Origin of the sequence: Nocardioides salarius (assembly GCF_016907435.1) — a bacterium.
GTDB classification, from domain to species: domain Bacteria; phylum Actinomycetota; class Actinomycetes; order Propionibacteriales; family Nocardioidaceae; genus Nocardioides; species Nocardioides salarius.
The window spans coordinates 2,214,194-2,236,646 of record NZ_JAFBBZ010000001.1; the positions used below are offsets into that span (position 1 = coordinate 2,214,194).

Genomic DNA, 22,453 nt, shown 5'->3' on the forward strand with positions numbered 1-22,453 from the left:
CGCAGAGCCCGCGACCGTGCGGGCTCAGTCGTCGTCGAAGCGCAGCCCGGCGGCCTGCGCGGCACGGTCGGCCAGCTCGGTGCCCGCGCCGTCGTAGAGCTGGAAGCCGGTCGAGGCGCCCAGGGTGCGCGCCTGGCGCAGGTCGGCGTCGTACTGGGTGACGATGGCGACGGTGCCGGCGAAGCCGCTCGAGCGCAGCAGCTGCAGCGCGTCGAGGTTGTTGCCGTGGAAGGGCATCGCCAGCAGCACCATCCGCACGTCGCCGGTGCGCAGCCGCTCGTAGAACTCCGGGTCGGTGGCGTCACCCTCGACGACGTCGACGCCCTCCTCGACCAGCCGGGCCACCCGCTCGCCCGAGCTCTCGACGCCGACGACGCCGAGGCCGTGCAGCTGCTCGAGCCGCTCGTAGGCCGAGCGGCCGACGCGGCCCATCCCGAGCACGACCGCCTCGGCGTGGCCCACGTCGAGGGGGCGGTCCTCGGGGTGCAGGCGGTGCGCGGGCCGCTCGGGCACGAGGTGCGAGAGCAGGCCGACCAGGTACTCCGGGCGGCGTCCGACCGCCGTGCCGACGACGAAGCTGGCCGCGATCGCGGTCGCCAGGGTGACCACCCACTCCTCGCCCAGCACCTCGGCGGACGAGGCGACGGCCACGATCAGCCCGAACTCGGAGAAGTTCGCCAGGCTCGACCCGGCCAGCACCGCCGTACGCCGCCGCAGCCCGGTCAGGCCGAGCAGCACCGCGAAGCCGACGGCCTTGAGCGGCAGCAGCACCAGCACCAGCAGCAGGGCGACCAGCAGGTGTTCGACGCTGGGCAGGGCGCCGATGCCGATGGAGACGAAGAACCCGACCAGCAGCAGGTCCTTGAGCGTGAAGAGGCTCTTGGCGAGGCTGTCGGCGCCCGGGCGCCCGGCCAGCAGCATCCCCACCACCAGCGCGCCGAGGTCGCCCTTGAGGCCCACGGCGTCGAAGAGCGCGTAGCCCGGCACCAGCGCCAGCACCAGGCCGAAGAGCGGGCGCAGCTCGTCGTGGCCCAGGCGCGCCAGCACCGTGCGCAGCACCCACGCGCCCGGCAGCAGCAGCAGCACCAGCACGGCGTACGGGCTGGGCGGCTCGCCGGCCGACGCGCCGAGGTAGACCACCGCGGCGAGGTCCTGCACGATCAGCACCCCGATCGCGGTGCGCCCGCCCAGCGAGCGCGAGCCGCTGCGCTCCTCGAGCGTCTTGACCACGAAGACCGTGCTCGAGAAGGACAGGGCGAAGCCGACCAGCACCCACGTGCGCCAGTCGCTGCCCTCCAGCAGCGTCACGCCGGCCAGGGCCACCAGCGCCACGACCCCGGCCCCCAGCAGGGTCGAGCCGACCATGTGGGCGGTGGCGGTGGCCCAGACCTGGCGCTCGGCCAGCTGGCGCAGGTCGATCTTGAGCCCCACCCCGAAGAGCAGCAGCGTCACGCCCAGGTCGGCCACCACGTCGAGCGCGGGCACCGACTCGACCCCGGCGACGTTGAGCACGAAGCCCGCGACGAGGAAGCCCATCAGCGGTGGCAGGCGCACCACGGCGGCGGCCATGCCGCCCAGCAGCGCCACGACCAGGATCGCCGTCATGTCCTCCATGGGGTTCCTCCTGAGCTCACCGACGATCCTCCCAGCCCTGCGCCCGGCTCACCCCACGAGGGTGGTGCGGCCTGTCAGGCTGGAGAGATGACTCGCCGCGTACGCCGCTCCCGCGCCGCCCCGGCGCCCGCTCCGGCCATCGCACTGGCCCTGGTGATGGGCCTGGCGCTGGCCGGGTGCGGCGACGACCCCGAGCCGGGCGAGCGCGCCAACGCACCCAGCGAGGCGACCCGCACCGCCGGCCCCGGCGACGACGTCGACGCCGGCGACCCGGTCGCGCTGGACAGCCGCACGGTCACCACCGGGCTCACCAGCCCCTGGGGCCTGAGCGCGACCTCGCAGGAGGCCGTGCTGCTCAGCGAGCGCGACACCGGACGGATCCTGCGCGTGGACCCCGGGTCAGGCGAGCGCAAGGAGCTGCGGGCCCTGCCCGACGTCGTCCCCGGCGGCGAGGCTGGCCTGCTCGGTCTGGCGCTGACCCCCGACGAGTCGGCGCTGCTGGCCTACTACACCGTCGAGGAGTCCAGCCGGATCGTCTCGATGCCCTGGGACGGGCAGAGCCTCGGCGAGCCCGAGGTGCTGCTCGAGGGGATCCCCGGCGGCGCGGGTTACCACCAGGGCGGCGCCCTCCTGGTCGGCCCCGACGACCTCCTCTACGTCGGCACCGGCGACAACGGCGTGCCGGAGTCGGCCCAGGACCGCGGGTCGCTGTCGGGCAAGGTGCTGCGGCTGACCCTCGACGGGCAGCCGGCCCCCGGCAACCCCTTCGACGACGAGGTCTACAGCTATGGCCACCGCAACGTGCAGGGACTCGCCTTCGACGACGAGGGCCGGCTGTGGGCCTCGGAGTTCGGCGCCAACGCCTGGGACGAGCTGAACCTGATCGAGGCGGGGGGCGACTACGGCTGGCCGCAGGTCGAGGGCAGCGGCGGCGGGGAGGGCCAGACCGACCCTGTCGTCGTCTGGCGCACCGAGGACGCCTCGCCCTCGGGCCTGGCCCACTGGGACGGGTCGTTGTGGATGGCGGCGCTGCGCGGGGAGCGGCTCTGGGAGATCCCGTTGGGGGACGGCGACGCGCCCGTCGAGCAGCCCGTCGGCCACCTCGCCGGCGAGCTGGGTCGCCTGCGCAGCGTCCTGGCTCTGCCCGGCTCCGACGGCCTGCTGCTGGTCACCTCCAACACCGACGGGCGCGGCGAGGTCCGCGACGGCGACGACCGCGCCCTGCTGCTGACCCGCTGACCCAGCGCGATCCGGGCCGGCTCGGCGCGAGATCTGGGCCGGCTCGGCGCGAGATCTGGGCCGGCTCGGCGCGAGATCTGCGCCGGGTCAGCGGGACATTTGCGCCGGGTCAGCGGGAGGTTCGGGCCGGGTCAGGAGGAGGCGCGGGCGAACTGCCGGGTGGAGAGCGGCACGAAGACCGCGAGGATCAGCACCACCCAGCCCAGCGTGTAGAGCGCGGGGTGCTGCATCGACCAGGCGTCGGGCACCGGGGTCGAGGGGTCGACGTTGCCGAAGAGCTCGCGACTGGCCTGGGTCAGCGCCGAGACCGGGTTCCACAGCACGAACTGGCGCAGCACGCCGTCGAAGGAGCTCAGCGGCACGAACGCGTTGGAGACGAAGGTCAGCGGCATGATGACTATGAACGAGGCGTTGTTGATGACCTCGACCGAGGGCACCAGCAGGCCGACGTAGGCCATCACCCAGCTGATCGCGTAGGCGAAGAGCAGCAGCAGCGCGAAGCCGAGCAGGGCGTCGAAGGCGCCCTCGCGGATCCGCCAGCCGACCAGCAGCCCGGTCAGCGCCATGATGATCAGCGACAGCACGTTGTAGACGACGTCGGAGGTGGTGCGGCCCACCAGGACGGCGGCGTGCGACATCGGCAGCGACCGGAACCGGTCGATGATGCCCTTCTGCATGTCCTCGGCCAGCCCGGCGCCGGTGAAGGTGGCGCCGAAGACGACGGTCTGGGCGAAGATGCCGCCGATGAGGAACTCGCGGTAGCCGACCGCGCCCTCGGGATCGATCGCGCCGCCGAAGACGAAGGCGAACAGCAGCACGAACATGATCGGGCTGATCAGCACGAAGATCAGCACCTCGGGCACGCGCTTGATCTTGACCAGGTTGCGCTTGGCGACGATCCAGCCGTCGGTCAGCGCGCGCACGACCCCGTGGGGCCGCTCCGGCACGGGGGTCGGCTCGGGCAGGAGCCCGGTCTCGGTGCCGGGAGTGCCTGGAGTGGTGGTGCTCATCGCAGGGCCTCCTCGGCCGCGTCGGTGTTCTCGTCGGGGTCCTTCTCGGCGGCGTGGCCGGTCAGGCTCAGGAAGACGTCGTCGAGGGTGGGGCGGCGCAGGCCGATGTCGAGCACCTCGAGGCCCGCGGCCTCCAGGCCCTCGAGCACGTGGCGCAAGGAGCGGACGCCGCCCTCGACGGCGGCGGTCAGCTCGCGCCCGTTCTCGGCGACGCCGACCTCGCCCACGGCCACCGCGCCCAGCAGCCGGGCGGCCGTCTCGCGGTCGGAGGCGTGCGCCAGCACCACCTCGACGCGCTCGCCGCCCGTCTGCGACTTCAGCTGGTCGGCGGTGCCGCGCGCGATGGCGCGGCCGTGGTCGATGACCACGATGTCGTCGGCGAGCCGGTCGGCCTCCTCGAGGTACTGCGTGGTCAGCAGCAGCGTGGCGCCGTCGCGGACCAGCTCGCGGATGACGTCCCACATGCCGACCCGGCTGCGGGGGTCGAGCCCGGTCGTGGGCTCGTCGAGGATCAGCACCGGGGGCGCGGCCACCAGCGACCCGGCCAGGTCGAGGCGCCGGCGCATGCCGCCGGAGTAGGTCTTGGAGGGCCGGTCGCCGGCGTCGACGAGGTCGAAGCGCTCCAGCAGCTCGCGGGCCCGCGCGCGCGAGCGGTTGCGGCCCAGGCCGTAGAGCCGTCCGACCATCTCGAGGTTCTCGAAGCCCGTCAGGTGCTCGTCGACCGCGGCGTACTGCCCCGAGAGGCCGATGCGCGCCCGCACCCCGTCGGGGTCGGCGCGCACGTCGACGCCGGCCACGTGGGCGGTGCCCTCGTCGGGCTTGAGCAGGGTGGTCAGCACCCGCACCGCCGTGGTCTTGCCGGCGCCGTTGGGGCCCAGCAGGGCCAGCACCTGGCCCTCCGGCACCGCCAGGTCGAGCCCGGCGAGCGCCGTGACCTCCTTGTACCGCTTGACCAGGCCGTGGGCCTGGATCATGTCCACCATCAGTCGTCCTCTCCTGGGCCTCGCCCCTCGACCTTGCAGCCTAGGGACCGGCGCCGACAACCGAATTCATCGCCCCGGAGCGACCAGGACGGCCAGGACGGGCCAGGAGGGGCTACGAGGGGCTACGAGGGGCTACGAGGGGGGTGCCAGGTCCAGCAGCGGCAGCACGGCGGGGTCGGCGACCAGGTCGATCTCGTGGACCAGCGCGTCCTCGACGGTGAAGCCGACGACCATCCGCTCGGCCTCGTCCTCGCGCCACACCGCGGCGGCGTACCCGTCGAGCAGGGCGGGCCGCAGGTCGTGCACGTGCTCGGCGAGGTGCGCGGCGACCGCCTCGGGGCCCTCGACGATGGCCTCGGCGCCCAGGTCGATCGCGGCGCCGTCGGCGCGCAGGCGGACCTCGGGGTGCAGGGCGGCCCGCAGCGCGGCGAGGTCGTGGGCGCCGGCGGCGGCGACGACGCGGCCCACGACCGCGCCCTGGCGGGCCCGGGCCCCCGAGCCGCCGTCGGCCGCCTCGTGGTCGCTGCCGGCGCGCACGGCGTACCGGCCGCGGATCGCCAGCTCGCGGGCCGCGACGGGGGTGCGCCCCAGCGCCCCGGCGACGTCCTCGAAGTGCCAGTCGTAGAGGTCGTGCAGCACGAACGCGACCCGCTCGGCCGGGGCCAGCCGGTCGAGGGCGGCGAGCAGGTCGGCGCCGACCCCCTCGCGCAGGCCCGCCGGGTCGGCCTCGCCGGCCGGGTCGACGGGGTCGAACGGCTCGTCGAGGTCGAGCGTCACCGGGTCACCGGCGCGGGCGGCCGGTCGCCGCTCGCGCAGCCGCACCATGCTGAGCCGGGACAGGGTCGTGCACGTCCAGGTGCGCTCGTCGATCACGGAGCCGGGCCGGGCCTCGGCGAGCCGGCGCAGCGTCAGCGTGAGCACCTCGTCGGCAGCGCCCAGCGAGCCGAGCAGGCGGAAGGCCAGGGAGCGCAGGTACGCCGCCAGCTCGTCCGTCTCGCCGTGCTCGAGCAGGGGGGAGTCGCCGACCGGGTTCACCGGTCCATCATCCCTCATGCACTCCGCCACCGACCAGGGGTCCGGGAGGGCTGCGGGTGATCCGGTAGCGCACGAAGGAGGGCACCACCAGGGCGGCCACCACGGTGCCGACCACGACCAGCACACCTCCGCCCGCGGCGGCGGCACCGGCGCCGACGCCGGCGGCGGTGGCCCCGTGGAGCACGTCGGCGACCCGCGGCCCGCCGGCCACCACGACGATGAAGACGCCCTGCAGGCGCCCGCGCATCGCGTCGGTGGCGGCGCTCTGCAGCATCGAGGTGCGGAACGCCGCCGAGGCCATGTCGGCCGCGCCGCCGACGACCAGCATCAGCAGGGCCGCGACCAGCATCGGCGTGCGCCACTGCTCGGCGAGCAGCACGGCCAGCCCGAAGCCGGTCATCGCCACGCCCCAGACGAGGATGCACACCACCACCGCGAGCCCCTGCCGCGAGATCCGTGAGACCCAGCCGCTGAGCACCCCGCCCAGGACCGCGCCGGCCGGGATGGCGGCGAAGAGCAGCGCGAAGACCATCCCGCCCTCGTCGGGCCCGCCGAAGTCGACGACCGCGATCTCGGGGAACAGCGCCCGCGGCATCCCGAAGACCATCGCGACGATGTCGACGACGAAGGACATCAGCAGCACCGGCTGGGTGCGCAGGTAGGCGAAGCCGTCGACCACCGCGCGCAGCCCGGGCACCTGGGCCGCCGCGCCGTCCACGGCCAGCGCCGGCAGCCGCACGACCGCGGCCAGGGTCGCGAAGAGGGTCAGGGTGTCGATCGCGTAGAGCCACGCGAAGCCGGTGAAGGGGATCGCGATGCCCGCGACCAGCGGACCGGCGATCGCCCCGGCCTGGAAGACGGTCATGTTGAGCGAGTTGGCCGCCGGCAGCAGCTCGGGGGGCAGCAGCCTGGGCAGCACCGCGCTGCGGGTGGGCTGGTTGACCGCGAAGAACGCCTGCTGAACCGCGAAGAGGCTCAGCAGCAGCCACACGTTGGTGGAGCCCATGAAGGCCTGCGCGGCGAAGAGCCCGCTGGTCACGATCAGCCCGACGGTGGTGACCCGCAGGATGCTGCGCCGGTCGAAGACGTCGGCCAGAGCGCCGCCGTACAGCCCGAAGACGACCAGCGGCACCAGGCCGAAGAGCCCGGTCAGCCCGACGTACGCCGAGCTGCCGGTGTCGGCGTAGATCTGCGCCGGCACCGCCACCACCGTCAGCTGGGCGCCGACGACGGTGATGATGTTGGCCACCCACAGGCGGCGGAAGTGGTCGTTGCGCAGCGGCCTCGTGTCGGCCACCAGGCCCCGCATCCGCTCCCTCACGGGCGCAGAACCTACGCCGTGGCCGCGCGCCTCACGACGGCGACCAGCTCGTCGGGCGCCAGGGTCTCGAGGTCGCCGACGCGCAGCCCGTCGACGAGCACGGAGCCGGCGCGGGTGGCGCCCAGCGCGCAGCGCACCGCGCCCAGCGTTCCGACGCGCGGGCGGGCGCGGCGCAGCACCGCGGGCAGCAGCCAGGCGGTGTTGGCGACGTCGACGACCTGCACGTCGAGGTCGGGCAGCTCACCGCGCAGCGCCCGGTACGCCGCCCCCACGGGGTCGCTCGAGGCGTCGTGCTCGTGCGGGCGCGAGGGCACCGGCCCGGCGCAGCAGCCGCCGCCGGAGCGGGCGTCGGTCCAGGGCCGCACCAGCACGACCCGCCCCACGGTGCCGGCGGTGCGGCTCACCGCCGTTGCGGGCTGTCGTCGGGCACCGGCTCGTGCTCGCTGTCGGAGCCGGGACCGCTGGCCCGGCGCAGGGCGAGCGCGGCCTCGACGACCAGCCACACGGCCAGCACGAAGATGATCGCGTCGAGCGGGGCGAGCACCCACTGCCCGTCGTCGACGAAGTTGCGCAGGTTGACCACCAGCGCCCACGACGTCATCACCAGCAGGAACGCCAGCGGCACCAGCACGGCCACCGGGTTGCGCCCGCGCTGGACCACCCAGACCGCGACCACCGCGAGCGCGAGCCCGGCGGTGAGCTGGTTGGTGGTGCCGAAGAGCTGCCAGAGCACCCCGAAGGTGTAGCCGGCCTCGCCCCCGCCGGGCAGCAGCGCCATCGCCAGCGGCACCACCACGGCCACGATGCCGGCCAGGGTCAGGTTGCGGGCCAGGCGCTGCCAGCCGAGCACCTCGGCGATCTCCTGCACGACGTAGCGCTGCAGCCGCACGCCGGTGTCCATGGTGGTCGCGGCGAAGGAGATGACCACGACGGCGGCGAAGATGACCGCGAGGTCGAGCGGCACGCCCAGGTTGTTGGCGAAGACCCCGACGCCGTTGACGAAGTTGCCCACGGCCCCGCCGGAGGCGGTGTCGAAGTCGGGGTAGAGCGCCGACCAGTCGGCGCGGGTGGCGGCGACACCGGCGGTCACGGCCAGCAGCGCGCCGACGGCCAGCGCGCCCTCGCCGACCGCACCGAGGTAGCCGACGTGGCGCACGTCGGCCTCGTTGTCGATCTGCTTGGCGGTGGTGCCCGAGGCGACCAGGGAGTGGAAGCCCGAGATCGCACCGCAGGCGATGGTGATGAACAGGAACGGGAAGATCGACGGCGAGCCCTCGGGCACGTCGTTGACCAGGGGGGCCGCGATGGTGTTCCACCCGACCGCGATGCCGGCCACGATCACGCCGAGGGCGATGAAGAGCTGGTGGGAGTTGATGTAGTCGCGCGGCTGCAGCAGCACCCAGACCGGCAGGCGCGAGGCGATGAAGGCGTAGACGAACAGGATGACCACCCACACGTTGCGCGGGTTGTCGACGCCGAGCGCGTCGGCGAGCCCGGTCACCTCGATCGGCACCTGCAGGCCCACCCAGATCAGCGCGTAGAGCACCACGACGCCGATGAGCGAGGGCACCAGCGCCGCCGACCGGGAGCGGTAGATGTACTGCCCGATCCCGATCGCCAGGGGGATCTCGACGAAGATCGGGATCACCGCGCCCGGGTTGGCCACCAGCAGGTTGCCGATGACCACGGCGAAGACCGCGTTCACGAGGGTCAGCAGGAAGAAGATGATCAGCAGGAAGAGGGTGCGGGCCCGCTTGCTGATGACGTCGTGGGCGATGCTGCCGATGTTGCGGGCGCCGTGGCGCACCGAGACCGCCAGCGAGCCCATGTCGTGCACGCCGGCGGCGAAGATGGTGCCGACCACGATCCAGGCCAGCGCCGGGCCCCAGCCCCAGAACGCCGCGATCGCCGGGCCCACGATCGGGGCCGCGCCGGCCACCGAGGTGAAGTGGTGGCCGAAGACGACGTGCTTGTTGGTCGGCACGAAGTCGACGCCGTCGGAGAACTGGTGCGCCGGGGTCACGAAGGCCGCGTCGGTGCCGTAGACCCGGCGGGCCAGGTAGCTCGAGTAGTGGCGGTAGGCCAGGAAGAACAGCACGCCCACGGCGGCTGCGACGACGATGGCGGGCACGACGACTCCTCCTGGCCCGGGTGGACGAGGTGGTGCGTCGGGTGGTCGTCGAGACGCGCTGCGCCGGCGGCCACCCGAGTGGCGGGCCGGTCGACATCATGCTCTTTACCTGTGAGCGCTGTCACCCCCTGTCCGGGCGAGCGCTGCTGCCTACAGTGGCGCCGTGCCCGAAGTGCCCCCCGGTCCCGTCCGCCGCGACCCCGACGTCGAGGCCGCCCTGCGCGCCGCGGTGGTCGCCGACGTGGCCTGGACGGTCGAGGGCCGGCCCCGGGTGCACGGCGTGCTGCCCCTGGTCGGCCCGGACGGGCCGGTGCTGGCGCTGCCCTGGTCCGAGCTCGAGACGGCCCGGTCGCTGGCCGCCGCCGGCCGGGTGCTGCTCTGCCTCAGCGAGCCGCAGGGCGCCGGGCGCGCCTGGCGGCCGCTGGGGGTGCGGGCGCGGACCCGGCTGGAGGAGGACCCCGAGGGCGACGTCTTCACCGCCACCCTGCTCGAGCAGGAGCTGCTGCGCTGGCCGCCGTCGCGCCTGCTGGCCGACTCGGTGCTGCTGCGCCGCGAGCACTGGTGGTGGCTGCCGCGCCTGCTGGTGCACCTGGAGGTGCTCGACGACTCGCCGCTCGGCGCGCGGGAGAGCCGGGAGGACCAGCTGCTGGTGGTGGCCGGTGACGGCGCGGGCGGCTGGCCGGAGGCCACGGTGACCGGCCCGGCCGGTGCGCTGCGCGGGCCGGCCCCCGCGCCCGGGCCCGCGCTGCTGCTGGGCCAGGAGCTGTCGTGGCCCGACCTCGAGCGGTGGGGCCGGTGGAGCTGGCAGGGCCGCTGGGACGGCGCGCAGCTGCAGGTCGAGCAGGCTCCCGGGTCCACCGGCCTGCCCCCGGTGCCGGGGCTGCTGCGCCGCTGGCGGCGCCACCGCGCCCTCGAGCGGGCCTGCCGCGCCGGGCTCGCGGCCGCGCCGCCCGCGACCCCGCGAGTCACAGGTCCTTAACGAAGCGGCCCCGGTGTTGCGCCGCCGGTGACCGGTGGGGTCTGCTGTGCCGCGGACAAGGGAGGCGCAGACGTGGCAGTGCTCGAGCCGGGGGTCGACATCGGCGAGCTGGACCACCCCGGCGGCATCGGGGTGCGGTGCTCCGGCGTGGTGCACCTCTACCGCACCTTCGAGGGCCACGACGTGGTCGCGCTGCAGGGCGTCGACCTCGCGATCCGCCCCGGCGAGCGGGTCGCCTTCCTGGGCCCGTCGGGCTCGGGCAAGTCGACGCTGCTGACCCTGCTCGGCGGCATCCAGAAGCCCAGCGCCGGGCGGATCTTCCTCGGCGAGCACGAGATCTCGCGGCTGCCCGAGCCGCAGCTGGCCCGGCTGCGCTCCCGACGGGTGAGCACCATGCTGCAGGGCGCCACCCGCAACCTGCTGGCCTACGCCACCGCCCGCCAGAACATCGCCTTCGCCCGGCTGGCGCTCAGCTCGGCCGAGCGCCGGGCGGCCGTCCCCGAGACCGACCTGCTGGCCCGGGTGGGCCTCGAGGGCGTCGCCGACCAGGTCGTCTCCACGATGTCGGGCGGCCAGCGCCAGCGCCTGGCCCTGGCCTGCGCGGTCTCCACCTCGCCGCAGCTGCTGCTCGCCGACGAGCCGACCAGCCAGCTCTCCCACGACGACCGCGACGCCGTGATCGGCCTGGTCCACGAGCTCGGCGACGAGCTCGGCACCACGATCGTGGTGGTCACCCACCAGCCCGAGGTCGCGGCCACCTTCCCGCGCACGGTGACCATGAAGGGCGGACGCGTGGGGCTCGAGGGCCGCGACGGCGCGGAGTACGTCGTGATCGGCGCCGAGGGCGTCGTGCACCTACCCACCCACCTGGCCGAGCAGTGGCCGCAGGGCACGCTGGTGCGCATCGAGCCCGAGACCCGTGACGACGACGAGCGCCTGGTCGTCTCGCGCCCGCCCGAGGAGCAGGGGGGCCGGCCGTGAGCGACGTGCACGTGCGCGGGGTGCGCTACGAGGTCGACCGACCGCTGCTGGCCGACATCGACCTGGTGCTGCGCGCCGGGGAGATGACCGCCCTGTCGGGCCCCAGCGGGTCGGGCAAGACCACCCTGCTCTCGATCGTCGGCGGGCTCCTCGAGCCCACCGCCGGCGAGGCGACGTACGACGGCGCGCCCACCTGGCGCGGCACCGGCGACCCGCGCCCCGAGGTGGCCTTCGTGCTGCAGGTCTACGGCCTGGTGCCGATCCTGTCGGCGCGCGAGAACGTGTCGGTGGCGCTGCGCGCCCGCGGCGTCGAGCCGGTCGCGGCCGACGAGCAGGCGGTCGCGGCGCTGGCCCGCTTCCACATCGCCGACCTCGCCGACCGCCAGGTCGAGGAGCTCTCGGGCGGGCAGATGCAGCGCGTGGCGCTGGCCCGCGGGCTGTGCGTGGGCGCCGGGGTGCTGCTCGCAGACGAGCCCACCAGCGAGCTCGACGAGGGCAACCGCGCCCTGGTGCTGGCCGAGCTGCGGCGCGAGGCCGAGCGCGGCGCGGTGGTGGTCGTGGCCACCCACGACCCCGCGGTCGTCGACGCCTGCGACGCCCACCACGCCCTCGACGACGGCCGGCTGGTCGACCACACCGAGCCGGTGCCCCTGCCCGGCCACCCCGACCCGGCACCCGAGCCCGCACCCCAGCCCGCACCCCAGCCCGCACCGGAGCCGCACCAGCCGGAGCAGAGGGAGCCCGAGCAGCACCAGCCCGAGCAGCACCAGCCCGAGCAGCACCCGGCCCCGGTCGACCACTCCGCCTTCCGGCGCCCGCCGGCCGGCCGGTGACCCGCGCCCTGACCCGCGACCTGGCCCGGACCCTGCGCGGGGCCTGGTCGCGCCGCGGCACCCTGGCGCCGCTGCTGGCGCTGACCACCGTCGTGGTCGCCGGCGTGGTGGCGGTGCTGGGCTTCTCCGAGGCCGCCGGCACCTCCGGCGCGCTGGCGGTGCCGTTGCTGCTGCTGGCGCTCGTGGCGCTGCCCACCACCGGACGCGAGCTGGCCGCGGCCCGGCGGGGCGAGATCGCGCTGGCCCGGCTGCGCGGCCTCGAGGGCGGCGAGCTCTACGTGCTGCTGGCGCTCGAGCCGCTGCTGGTGCTGGTCCTGGGCGGGCTGCTGGGCGGCGGCCTGGGGCTGCTGGTCGCCCACCTCAGCGCCTCCGCCTGGCTCACCGACCCCGCCGCCCTCGTGGGCACGGACGCCCTGACGGCCGCGGTCCTGGTGGTGCTGGCCGGGCTCGTCGCGCTGCTGGTGGGCATGGGGGCGGCCCTGCGCGAGCCGCTGGCCGACCAGGTCGCGGCGGTCGCCAGGCCGCGGCGTACGACGCTCGCCTCCGCCTTCGCCCAGGTGCTGGTCGTCGTCGGTGCGGCGGTCGCGGTCTACCGCAGCTCGGTGACCCCGGCCGACGACGCGGGCGGGCCGGACCTCGTCGTGCTGGCCGGGCCGGCCCTGGTCGGGCTGGCCGTCGGCGCGGGTGCGCTGTGGCTGCTGCGGCTGCTGGCCCGGCGGTGGGTGCGCCACCGGGGCCCGCGCGGCGGGCTGGCCGGCTTCCTGGCCGCCCGCCGCCTTGACCGGGTCGCCGGTGCGGCCGGCGCCGGGGGCGCGGTGCAGGTGCTGGTGGCCGCGGCCGTCGTGGCAGGCGTCGCGCTCACCGCCGCGGTCCAGGTCGAGCAGTGGACCGAGCGCAGCGCCCGGCTGGTGGCCGGCGCCCCGCTGCGCATCGACCTCGAGACCGACGCCGAGCCTGCGCTCGAGCTGACCCGTCGCCTCGACCCCGACGGCCGCTGGCTGATGGCGGCGGTGCTGGTGCCCGGCGAGGGCAGCGTGCCCGCCCGCCGGGCCTTCCTGGACCTCTCGCGCCACGAGCGGGTGCTGGGCGGCTTCCACGACGATACGTCCGCCGCCGGGCTGGCCACGGTGGTCGACGAGCTGGTCGACGACGCGGCGGCCGGCAGCACCGGGCCGGTCGAGGGCACCGACGTGGTGGCCACCGTCAGCGGCGTGAGCCGCCGGCTCGAGGGGCGGGTGCGCCCGGAGGTCCTGCTCACCCTGCGCGACGTCACGGGCGGCACGCGCCAGGTGCGGCTGCGGCTCGAGGTCGGTCTCGACGGCGCGCCCGCCACCGCCTCGGCCGAGGTGGGCTGCGCCGAGGGGTGCGAGCCGGTGGCGGTGACCCTGCAGCGCCGGGCCGACGACAGCCAGCTGCCCTGGACCCTCGACTCCCTGGTCCTCGGCGACCAGGACCTGCTCGAGCGTGGCTGGTCGCCGGCGCAGGAGACCCGCGGCGACCGCATCGGCGGTCCCGTGCCGGTCGCGGGCGGCCTGCTCGCGGTGACCTCGTCGACCCCGCTGGTCGCCGTGCCTGACCCCGGCTCCGCCGCCGTGCCGGTGCTGGCCACCCGCAGCGCGACCTGGGACGGCGAGCCGGTGCTCGACTCGCCCGGCGGGCTCGACCTGCCCGCGCAGGTCGTGGCCCGGGTGCCGGCGCTGCCGCTGGTGCAGGCCGACGGGGTGCTGGCCGACCTGCCGCGCGCACTCGTCGGCTCGCCACCGACCGTGCCGGTCGCCGAGGTGGCGCTGCTTGCTCGCGCCGACACCCCGCCGGCGCTTCTCGACGAGGTGCTCGACGAGACCGGGGGCGAGCTGCGGACCCTCGAGCAGGTGCGCGCCGGGCTCAGCGACGACACCGGGGCCGCGCAGGCCCGCGTCTACCTGCTGGTCGCCGGCTTCGGGCTGCTCGTCGCGCTGCTGGTCCTCGGCACCGCCGTGGCCCGCGAGCGGCCGGCCTGGCTGCGCGACGTCGCCGCCCTGCGCGTCGTGGGCCTCGACGTGCGCCGGGTCCGCGGCGCCGTCCGGCTCGAGGTCGCCGGCCTGGTCGTCGTCTCGGTGGGAGCCGCCCTGCTCGGCACCGCCGCCGGCGTGCTGTGGCTGCTCGGCGACCTGGCCCTGGTCGAGGTGCCCGACCACGCCGTCGCGCTGCGCACCTCCCTCGACCGGCTGCCGGTGCTCCTGCTGGGCCTCGTCGTGGCCGCGGTCGTGGCCCTGGTGGTCGGTCGCGGCCGGCGACCCTCCGCGGAGCGCTCGCGCCCGGCCGTCCTGCGCGAGGAGGCGGCGCGATGAGGACCCTGGTGGCCACGGTCGTGCGGGGCCTGCGCGCCCGGTTGCTGCTCTCGGTCGGATCGGTGCTGCTGGTCGCGCTGGCCGTCGGCTCGGCCGTGCTCGGCCCGGTCTTCCAGGTCGCCGTGACCAACTCCTACCTGGTGACCCGCCTGGCCGACGCGCCCAACGCGCTCACCGGGCTCAGCTGGGTCCACGCCCCGGCGCCGGGCACCGGCCCGGTCGAGGCCGCCGCCGACGCCGTCGCGCTCGCCGAGCAGGCCGGCGCCGGCGCGGGCGGGGCCTACGTCGCCCCCCAGACCTTCGTGCGCACCGACGAGACGCCGGGCCTGGGCGGGCTGGTGCGGCTGGCCACCAAGGACGGCTACTGCGAGCACCTCGAGGTCGAGGGCCGCTGCCCGGCGGGGCCGCGCGAGGTGCTGATGCTCGCCGGCGACGCCGGGCTCACCGACTTCTCGGTCGGCTCCACCTTCGACGTCGGGGGCGTCGGCACCCTCGAGGTGGTCGGCCTCTACCGGGTGCCGGGCCCGGAGGAGGCCGACTGGTGGTTCGACCTGTCGCGCTTCTCCTCCCGCACCCCCACGCCCGCGCCGAGCAACCAGCCCTACCGGCCGGCGCCGTTGCTCACCGGCGCCGACACCTTCGACCGGTTGTCGGGCGTCGGGTTCGAGGTGCTGGTCGACCGTCGCCTCGAGCCGCCCGCCGACCTCGACCTCGACGGGCTCGACGAGGTCCGCGCGGTCGCCGCCGCCCAGGACGACCTCGGCGCGCTCGACCTCGACGTCGCGCGCGGCACCTTCGAGACCCGCTCGATCAACGACGTCGACGGGGTGGCCGCCGAGGTCCGCGCCCAGCAGGAGACCGCGCGCAGCTCCGTGGCGCCCGCCGTGCTCTCGCTGGTGCTGGTCGCGCTCGCGCTGCTGCTGCGCCTGCTCACCGCGGCCGCCGACCTGCGGCTGCCCGAGCTGGCGCTGGCCTCGCTGCGCGGGCTGCCGCGCCGCCGCATGTGGTCGCTGGGGCTCTCCGAGCCGCTGGTGCTGCTGGGCGTCGCGGTGCCCGCGGGCGCCGGGCTCGGCCTCGGCGTCTCGTGGCTGCTGGTCGAGGCGTGGCTGGTGCCCGGGCTGCCGGTGCCGCTGCCGTGGACCTCGGCCGCGGCCGGTCTCGGCGTCGGGCTCGGGGCCGCCCTGGTCGCGGTCGTCGCGGTCGGGCTGGTGCTGCGTGTCGACCTCGCCGCCCAGCTCAGCGGCGTACGCCGCCCGGTGCGGGCGCGCCGGGGGGCGGTGCTGGCCCAGCTCGCGCTGGTGGCCGCGGCCCTGGTGGTGCTGCTGAGCAAGCTGTCGAGCACCGGCCCGGGCGAGCCCGACGTCACCGACCTGGTGCTGCCGGTGCTGCTGGCGGTGGTCGCCGGCCTGGCCGGCGCCCGGGGCACCGCCGCGCTCGCCGGCTGGTGGACCCGGCGCGGGCCGCGCGACACCTCGCTGTCGACCTTCGTGGCCTCCCGCGCCCTGAGCCGGCGCCGCGAGGGCACCCTGGTGATCCTGCCGGTCACGGCCGCGATCGCCATCTGCGTCTTCGGGGCCGGCGTCTACGACTCCGCCGCGCAGTGGCGCGCCAGCGTGGCCGCCACCCGCGCCCCCGCGGCGGTCGTCTGGTCCTCCGACCTCTCGCTCGACCGCACGGTGGCGCTGACCCGCTCCGCCGACCCCGAGGGGCGGTGGCTGATGGCCGCCGGCACCCTGTCGAGCACCGGCCCGGTCTTCACCGTCGCCGACACCTCCCGGCTCGAGCGGGTGGCGCAGTGGTCGGAGCAGTGGACGCCGGGCACCTCCACCGGCGAGATCGCCGACCGGCTGCGCCCCCGCGGCGTCGTACCGGTGCTGGAGGGGGCACGAATCGGGGTCGAGGTCGACAACCGGGCCCGCTCGGCCGACGACCTGGTGCTGCGGCTGCGGCTGGTCACCGCCGAGGGCGAGGTCCGCTTCGCGTTCCTCCCGGTGGCGCCGGGCACCGGCACCACCGAGACCCGGGTCGGTGCCTGCCGCGACGGCTGCCGCCTCGAGGGGCTGACCGTGGGCGGGCCCGCGGCGCTGCGGACCACGGTCGCGGGCACCATCGAGGTCCGCGACGTGCTCGTCGACGGCGAGCCGGTCGAGGGCGCCGTCAGCGGCGCCGGCTGGGGCGTCTCGCCCGACGCCTCCGCACCCGGGGCGGTCACCCGGCTCAGCGACGAGGGCGGCGTGCTGCGCATCGAGGCCGCCGCCGACGAGCCCGCCATCCTCCAGCTCACCGCGGGCGACCTGCCCGCGGCCCTGCCGGTCGTCAAGGGCGTCGACGCGCGCACCGAGCCCGACCCCAACGCCTTCTCGACCAGCTCGCCGCTGAGCTTCCCGGTCGACCCGGTCGTGGAGGCCGCCAGCGTGCCGCTGCTGGGCCCGCGCGGGCTGCTGATCGACTACGAGATGGTCAGCATCGACCGCGAGGTCTACGACCAGGACTCCTCCGAGGTGGTGGTGCTCGCCCGCGCCGACACCCCCGAGGCGGTCGCCGACGAGCTGCGTGCCGCCGGCCTGGCGCGCGACCGCACCTACGCCGAGGTGCGCGACGGGCTCGACGGTGAGGCCTACGCCCTGACCCTGCGGCTCTACGCCGTGGTGGCCGTGCTGGTGCTGGTGATGGCGGTGGCCGCGCTGGGGGTCAGCACCGCGGTCCAGCTGCCGTCGCGCCGCAGCGACGCCGCCTCGCTGCGGGTGGTCGGGGTCTCGCGGCGCGAGGTGGTGCGGGCGGTGCTCCTCGAGCTGTGCGTGGTGCTCGGCAGCACCGCCGTGGCGGGGCTGCTGGCCGGCGCGCTGGCGCAGTACGTCGTGCTGCGCACGGTGACGCTGGGCTACGCCGAGACGCTGTCGACCCCCGCGCTCGTCGCCGGCGTCGACCCGGCGCGCCTGGCGCTGCTGGCGCTGGTGACCGCGGCGCTCTTCGGCGCGGTCGCGGTGGCCAGCGCGGTGCTCACCGTGCGCGGCGCCCGCGGCGCCACGCTGCGCGAGAACGCCCGCTGAGCCGCCCGGTCGCGGCGCTCAGCGGCCGAGGTACCACCCGCCGCTGGGCAGGTCGAGGGCGGCCTGCGGGCCCCACGAGCCCTGGGCGTAGGGGTGCACCTCGAGGGCGGCGTCGAGCACCGGTTGGCAGACCTCCCAGATCCGCTCGACCTCGTCGGAGCGGGTGAACAGGGTGCGGTCGTCGCGCAGCACGTCGAGCAGCAGCCGCTCGTAGGCCTCCAGCGGGTCGCCCTCGTCGACGTCGTCGGCGAAGTCCAGGCTCATCGTGGCCTTGACCAGGTCCATGTCGGGCCCGGGCTTCTTGGCCTGCAGGTCGACGTGCACCCGCGGGTCGTCGGTCAGCTCGAGCACCAGCTCGTTGCAGGCCACCGAGCCGTTGAAGATCTCGGTGTGCGGGGTGCGGAAGCGCAGCGTGATCGTGCGCCGGCCCTGGGCCAGCGCCTTGCCGGTGCGCAGGTAGAACGGCACGTCGCGCCAGCGGTCGTTGTCGATCCACGCCTCCAGCGCCACGAACGTCTCCACGTCGGAGTCGTCGGCGACGTCCTCGTCGTCGCGGTAGCCCTCGAACTGGCCCAGCACCACCCGCGCGGGGTCGAGGGGCCGCATCGCGGCGAAGACGGCCGACTTCGCGTCGCGCAGCTCGTCGGCGTCGAAGCGGCGGGCCTCCTCGAGGGCCACCAGGCCCAGCAGCTGGGCCAGGTGGGTCGAGATCATGTCGCGCAGCGCGCCGGTGGACTCGTAGAAGCTGCCGCGGCCCTCGAGCCCCAGGTCCTCGGGCACGTCGATCTGCACCGACTCGATGTGGTGGCGGTTCCACGCCGGCTCGAAGAGACCGTTGGCGAAGCGCAGCGCGAGGATGTTCTGGGCCGCCTCCTTGCCCAGGAAGTGGTCGATGCGGAAGACCTGCTCCTCCTCGACGACGTCCTTGAGCGCCGCGTCGAGCTCGCGGGCGGAGTCGAGGTCGAGACCGAAGGGCTTCTCGACCACCAGGCGGGCCCGCTCGTGCAGGCCCTCCCGGCCGAGCATCGCGATCATCGAGGTCATCACCGCCGGCGGCACCGACAGGTAGACGAGCCGGCGGACCCGGCTCGTGTCGTCACCGCCCAGGCGATCCTCGGCCTCGCGCACGGCCGCGGCCAGGTCGGCGCCGTCGTCGGCGTCGGAGGTGCAGAAGGAGACCCGCTCGAGCAGGGCGTCCGCCACGTCGTCGTCGAGGTCGTCGACCCCCTCCTGCAGCGCCTCGCGCACCTGCTGGCGGAAGTCGTCGTCGCTGCCGGGGGAGTGCCGCCCGCTGCCGATGACGGCGTACTGCTCGGGCAGGCGGCCCTGGGCGGCCAGCCGGTAGAGGCCCGGGAAGAGCTTGCGGGCGGCCAGGTCGCCGGTGGCGCCGAAGAGCACCAGGACGTGCGGGGCGAGGTCCTCGGTGGGCGCGCTGCTGGAGTCGGTCACCCCTCATGCCTACCGGGTCACCGAGGGGCACCCTCCATCCCCAAGGGTGGGGACCTGGGTGAAGGATCGCGGCCACCACTCCCCTCACCCCTTCTGGCCTGGCACGATGTCTGCATGACGCTCGACACACGGCAGGCCGCAGAGGCCATCGAGGAGTACTTCGGCAGCGACGTGCTGACCGACGAGCCCACCTGGGCCGGCGTGCTCATCGACCACGCCCCCGAGGCCTACGAGAGCGCCGAGGACCTCACCACCGCGCTCGACCTGATGCACCTGCGCCCCGGCGCCGAGCACTGACGGGCCGCGTGCGCCCCCGACCGGAGAAGCCCGGCCCCGGCCAGGAGTCGGTGTGGGACTACCCGCGCCCTCCGGCCCTGGACGAGTCCTCCGAGAGCGTCGAGGTCGAGCTGGGCGGCGTCGTGGTGGCGCGCACCACGCGGTCGTGGCGGGTGCTGGAGACCAGCCACCCGCCCACCTACTACCTGCCGCGCGAGGCCTTCGTCGACGGTGCGCTGCGCCCGGCGGAGGGCTCCTCGGCGTGCGAGTGGAAGGGGCGGGCGTCCTACTTCGACCTGGTCGGCGGCCCGGGACCCGACGGCCGCCCGGTCGTCGCCGAGCGGGCCGCGTGGACCTACCGGACCCCGACGCCGGCCTTCGCGGCACTGGCCGACGCGGTCGCGGTGACCCCGCTGGGCGTGGACGCCTGCCGGGTCGACGGCGAGCTGGTGACCGCCCAGGAGGGCGGCTTCTACGGCGGCTGGATCACCAGCCGCGTGGTCGGCCCCTTCAAGGGGATCCCGGGCTCCTGGGGCTGGTGAGCCTCAGCAGCCGGGGCCCGGGTCGGCGCGGCCCAGCAGGCGGTCGGCCAGCAGGTCGCACCACTGGCCCGAGGAGGGCCCGCCGTTGACGGGACCGTCCGACTCGCCGGGGTGCTTGACCCACAGGGTGCCGTCGAAACGACCGTCGAACCGCAGCCGCGGTGCCTTGCCCAGTCGGGCCCAGGTCGGGTTGGTCACGTCGCCGTCGACCGGCTTGCGGGCCCCGTTGCGCGAGGTGTCCACCACGTAGCGCAGGCCCGTGACGCCGTCGCGGCGCAGCTCGCGCAGCAGGGCCTCGGCGTAGGTCTTCTCCTTGGCCAGGCGCCGGTAGTTGGCGACGTTGGTGCTGATGCCCCGGCCCAGGCCGACCCCGGCCCTGCGCAGCAGCCGCGCGCGGTCGGCGTACGGGGTCCAGCCGGAGTGGGCGGCGTCGAGGTAGACCCAGGCGCCCGCGTTGTCGAGCCGGCGCACGGCGGCGCGCAGCAGCTTGAGGCGCTGGCGGCCGTTGGCGCACTCGTCGTGGCCGTAGAAGCCGATGGCGTCGGGCTCGACGACCACGAGCGGCTTGCTGCCCCGGATGCCGGCCGCCACCTGGGCGACCCAGTCCTTGTAGGCGTCGCCGCCGGGCAGGCCGCCCGAGGAGTGCAGGCCGCAGTCGCGGTCGGGGATGGCGTAGACCACGAGCATCGGCGTCTTGCCGGCCTGCGCGGCGCGCGAGGTGTAGGCGCGCACCACGTCGGCGACCTGGTCGCGGGGGTAGTACTCGTTGGAGAGCCACAGCGCTTGGGCCCGCTTGGCGATGTCGGCGTACGCCGGGCCCTGCTGGGCGGCCGGCATCAACGGGTCGACGAAGAGCCCCTGGGTGCGGCGCGGGTCGCGCTCGGCCACGGCCGGCGCGTCGGCCGTGGCCTGGGTCGGGAGACCGGTCAGCGCGAGCCCGGCCGCGACCAGGAGCGCCACGCACCGGGAGCGGGAGGAGGCCACGAGCCCCAGGGTACGGAGGTTGCCGGCTGCAGGAGGTCGGTTCGGGCCGACTCGGTGCGAAGTTCGGGCCGGGTCGGCGCGAGATCCGGGCCGGGTCAGCGACCGGCGCGGCGCTCGTAGTCGGCCCGGGCGCCGGTGTCGACGTGGGTCAGGGTGGCGTCGGCGCCCAGGGCGTGGCTCAGCAGGTCGCGGGCGCGGCGGGGCAGCGCGTTGGAGGTGTGGAACAGCGCCTTGGCGTAGCCGGGCACCCAGGTCTCGAAGCGGGGCCGGCGCACCACGTCGAGCACCGTGTCGGCGACCTCCTCGGGGGTGCAGGGGCGCATCCCCCGCGTGGCGTGCACGCCGGCGGCGAGCTCGGTGGCCACCACCGTCGGCAGCACGCACGAGACGTGCACGCCGTGCGGGGCCAGCTCGCCCAGCGCGGCCTCCGAGAAGCCGACCACCCCGAACTTGGACGCCGAGTAGACCGCGCCCCCCGCCAGCCCGACCCGGCCGACCGCCGAGGCCACGTTGACGACGTGGCCGCGGCCGCGCTCGACCATGCCGGGCGCCACCAGGCGGGTGCCGGTCACGACGGCGCGCAGGTTGACCGCGATCGTGGTGTCGATGCTGGCCTCGCCCTGCTCGAGCAGCAGGCCCAGCGGCATGATCCCGGCGTTGTTGACCAGCACCTCGACCGGGCCCCAGGCCTCGGCCTCGGCGACCAGGGCGGCGTACGACGCCCGGTCGGTGACGTCGACGTGCACGGCCCGCACGCGGCCGGGGTCGCCGACGGCCGCGCCGATCGCCAGCGCGGCCTCCCGGGCCGCCTCGGTGTCGAGGTCGCCGACGAGCACGCGGGCGCCGGCCTCGGCGAAGCGGGCGGCGGTGGCGCGGCCGATGCCGCGCGCGGCGCCGGTGACGACGACGACCCGGTCGCGGACGGTGGGCAGGTCGGGGTGGCGGGAAGAAGAGGGCACGGGCCGATCCTGATTCAGGCAGGACGTCCTGTCAATATTCTGCTCGGGCAGCCGGGCGGGTGACGAGACCCGGCGTCGGCTCGTGGCACCATGCCCCCATGGCCGTCAAGGCGGGTCGCTACCGCGGGCAGAGTGCCCAGGAACGCGTCGCCGCGCGTCGTGAGCAGCTCGTGGCCGCCGCGCTCGAGGTCTGGGCCCGCGTCGACGGGCCCCCGGTGACGATGACCCGCATCTGCAACGAGGCCGGCCTGACCGAGCGCTACTTCTACGAGCAGTTCGCCAACCTCGACGAGGCCCTCCTGGCCCTGCTCGGCGAGATCACCGACGAGATCCGCACCGTGGTCGACGAGGCCATCACCGGCACCGAGGGCGGCCCGGCCGAGCGGGTGCGCGCCGCCGTCACCGCCTTCGTGCACGTCATCACCGACGACCCGCGCAAGGGGCGGGTGGCGATCCTGCGCGCGGCCGCCCGCCCGACCCTCAGCGGCCCGCGCAGCGCGATGCTGCGCGGCTTCGGCGCGTACGCCGCCTCCGAGGCCGCCGCGCTCTACGGCACCGACGCGCTGCAGGGCCGCGACGGCGAGCTCGCCGGCCTGATGTTCATCGGCGGGGTGGAGAAGCTGGTCTCGGCCTGGCTCGAGGGCTCCATCGACGCCGGGCCCGACGACATCGTCGACGCCGCCACCCGCGCCTTCGACCGGTTGGGCCACAACTAGCGCGCCGCGCTCTACCCTCGC

General features: G+C 75.5%; 19 protein-coding genes. 9 read left to right on the forward strand and 10 right to left on the reverse strand.

Translation table 11 applies throughout. From position 1 onward, the window contains the following. Positions 1–24: 24 nt before the first annotated feature. Entirely contained in the window at positions 25–1,614 is a 1,590-nt protein-coding gene (locus JOE61_RS10640) for a cation:proton antiporter domain-containing protein (protein ID WP_193669429.1), read from the reverse strand. Positions 1,615–1,701: 87 nt separating this feature from the next. Between JOE61_RS10640 and JOE61_RS10645 the strand changes: the two genes are divergently transcribed. Beyond that, positions 1,702–2,853 (forward strand): PQQ-dependent sugar dehydrogenase, encoded by a 1,152-nt coding sequence (locus tag JOE61_RS10645; RefSeq protein WP_193669430.1) that lies wholly within the window; start codon positions 1,702–1,704, stop codon positions 2,851–2,853. A gap of 131 nt (positions 2,854–2,984) precedes the next feature. Here the strand turns inward: JOE61_RS10645 and JOE61_RS10650 are convergent, their stop codons facing one another. The 6 genes from JOE61_RS10650 to JOE61_RS22495 all read right to left on the reverse strand — a co-directional run bounded on the left by JOE61_RS10650 (position 2,985) and on the right by JOE61_RS22495 (position 9,333). Further along, on the reverse strand, positions 2,985–3,863 hold the full coding sequence (locus JOE61_RS10650; RefSeq protein WP_193669431.1) for an ABC transporter permease: 879 nt from the start codon (positions 3,861–3,863) through the stop codon (positions 2,985–2,987). Further along, complete coding sequence (locus JOE61_RS10655) at positions 3,860–4,846, reverse strand: ATP-binding cassette domain-containing protein (protein ID WP_193669432.1); 987 nt, start codon at positions 4,844–4,846, stop codon at positions 3,860–3,862. The genes JOE61_RS10650 and JOE61_RS10655 overlap by 4 nt, the downstream gene beginning before the upstream one ends. Before the next feature lie 132 nt (positions 4,847–4,978). Further along, positions 4,979–5,881, reverse strand: coding sequence for a sigma factor-like helix-turn-helix DNA-binding protein (locus JOE61_RS10660; RefSeq protein ID WP_193669433.1), 903 nt, complete (start codon positions 5,879–5,881; stop codon positions 4,979–4,981). Between the two features lie 7 nt (positions 5,882–5,888). Continuing rightward, on the reverse strand, positions 5,889–7,202 hold the full coding sequence (locus JOE61_RS10665; RefSeq protein ID WP_307822932.1) for an MFS transporter: 1,314 nt from the start codon (positions 7,200–7,202) through the stop codon (positions 5,889–5,891). An 11-nt stretch (positions 7,203–7,213) separates the two neighbouring features. Next, a complete protein-coding gene (locus JOE61_RS10670; RefSeq protein ID WP_193669434.1) occupies positions 7,214–7,606 on the reverse strand; it encodes a hypothetical protein in 393 nt (130 codons plus the stop codon). After that, a complete protein-coding gene (locus JOE61_RS22495; protein ID WP_193669435.1) occupies positions 7,603–9,333 on the reverse strand; it encodes a carbon starvation CstA family protein in 1,731 nt (576 codons plus the stop codon). Before JOE61_RS22495 ends, JOE61_RS10670 begins: the two co-directional genes overlap by 4 nt. A gap of 163 nt (positions 9,334–9,496) precedes the next feature. Here JOE61_RS22495 and JOE61_RS10680 point away from each other — a divergent pair, with 163 nt between their 5' ends. The 5 genes from JOE61_RS10680 (at position 9,497) to JOE61_RS10700 (ending at position 17,506) form a co-directional block, all read left to right on the forward strand. Next, the gene (locus JOE61_RS10680) at positions 9,497–10,312 is read left to right on the forward strand and encodes a pyridoxamine 5'-phosphate oxidase family protein (RefSeq protein WP_193669436.1); all 816 of its coding nucleotides are present in this window, start codon (positions 9,497–9,499) and stop codon (positions 10,310–10,312) included. Between the two features lie 72 nt (positions 10,313–10,384). Continuing rightward, the gene (locus tag JOE61_RS10685) at positions 10,385–11,293 is read left to right on the forward strand and encodes an ABC transporter ATP-binding protein (RefSeq protein ID WP_307822933.1); all 909 of its coding nucleotides are present in this window, start codon (positions 10,385–10,387) and stop codon (positions 11,291–11,293) included. Continuing rightward, the gene (locus tag JOE61_RS10690; RefSeq protein ID WP_193669437.1) at positions 11,290–12,126 is read left to right on the forward strand and encodes an ABC transporter ATP-binding protein; all 837 of its coding nucleotides are present in this window, start codon (positions 11,290–11,292) and stop codon (positions 12,124–12,126) included. The genes JOE61_RS10685 and JOE61_RS10690 overlap by 4 nt, the downstream gene beginning before the upstream one ends. Continuing rightward, complete coding sequence (locus tag JOE61_RS10695; protein WP_193669438.1) at positions 12,123–14,456, forward strand: FtsX-like permease family protein; 2,334 nt, start codon at positions 12,123–12,125, stop codon at positions 14,454–14,456. Before JOE61_RS10690 ends, JOE61_RS10695 begins: the two co-directional genes overlap by 4 nt. Then, the gene (locus JOE61_RS10700) at positions 14,453–17,506 is read left to right on the forward strand and encodes an FtsX-like permease family protein (protein WP_193669439.1); all 3,054 of its coding nucleotides are present in this window, start codon (positions 14,453–14,455) and stop codon (positions 17,504–17,506) included. The genes JOE61_RS10695 and JOE61_RS10700 overlap by 4 nt, the downstream gene beginning before the upstream one ends. Positions 17,507–17,524: 18 nt before the next feature. Here JOE61_RS10700 and zwf read toward each other — a convergent pair whose 3' ends face one another. Further along, entirely contained in the window at positions 17,525–18,955 is a 1,431-nt protein-coding gene (gene zwf / locus JOE61_RS10705) for a glucose-6-phosphate dehydrogenase (protein ID WP_193669440.1), read from the reverse strand. 114 nt (positions 18,956–19,069) lie between these two features. Here zwf and JOE61_RS10710 point away from each other — a divergent pair, with 114 nt between their 5' ends. Both JOE61_RS10710 and JOE61_RS10715 read left to right on the forward strand, forming a co-directional pair. Continuing rightward, positions 19,070–19,252 (forward strand): hypothetical protein, encoded by a 183-nt coding sequence (locus tag JOE61_RS10710; RefSeq protein ID WP_193669441.1) that lies wholly within the window; start codon positions 19,070–19,072, stop codon positions 19,250–19,252. An 8-nt stretch (positions 19,253–19,260) separates the two neighbouring features. Continuing rightward, the gene (locus tag JOE61_RS10715; protein WP_193669442.1) at positions 19,261–19,773 is read left to right on the forward strand and encodes a DUF427 domain-containing protein; all 513 of its coding nucleotides are present in this window, start codon (positions 19,261–19,263) and stop codon (positions 19,771–19,773) included. A 3-nt stretch (positions 19,774–19,776) separates the two neighbouring features. Here the strand turns inward: JOE61_RS10715 and JOE61_RS10720 are convergent, their stop codons facing one another. Both JOE61_RS10720 and JOE61_RS10725 read right to left on the reverse strand, forming a co-directional pair. Further along, the gene (locus JOE61_RS10720) at positions 19,777–20,757 is read right to left on the reverse strand and encodes a glycoside hydrolase family 6 protein (RefSeq protein ID WP_193669443.1); all 981 of its coding nucleotides are present in this window, start codon (positions 20,755–20,757) and stop codon (positions 19,777–19,779) included. Between the two features lie 95 nt (positions 20,758–20,852). Further along, positions 20,853–21,716 (reverse strand): SDR family oxidoreductase, encoded by an 864-nt coding sequence (locus tag JOE61_RS10725; protein WP_307822934.1) that lies wholly within the window; start codon positions 21,714–21,716, stop codon positions 20,853–20,855. Between the two features lie 98 nt (positions 21,717–21,814). Here JOE61_RS10725 and JOE61_RS10730 point away from each other — a divergent pair, with 98 nt between their 5' ends. Then, a complete protein-coding gene (locus tag JOE61_RS10730; RefSeq protein WP_193669444.1) occupies positions 21,815–22,432 on the forward strand; it encodes a TetR/AcrR family transcriptional regulator in 618 nt (205 codons plus the stop codon). The last annotated feature ends 21 nt before the right edge of the window (positions 22,433–22,453 follow it).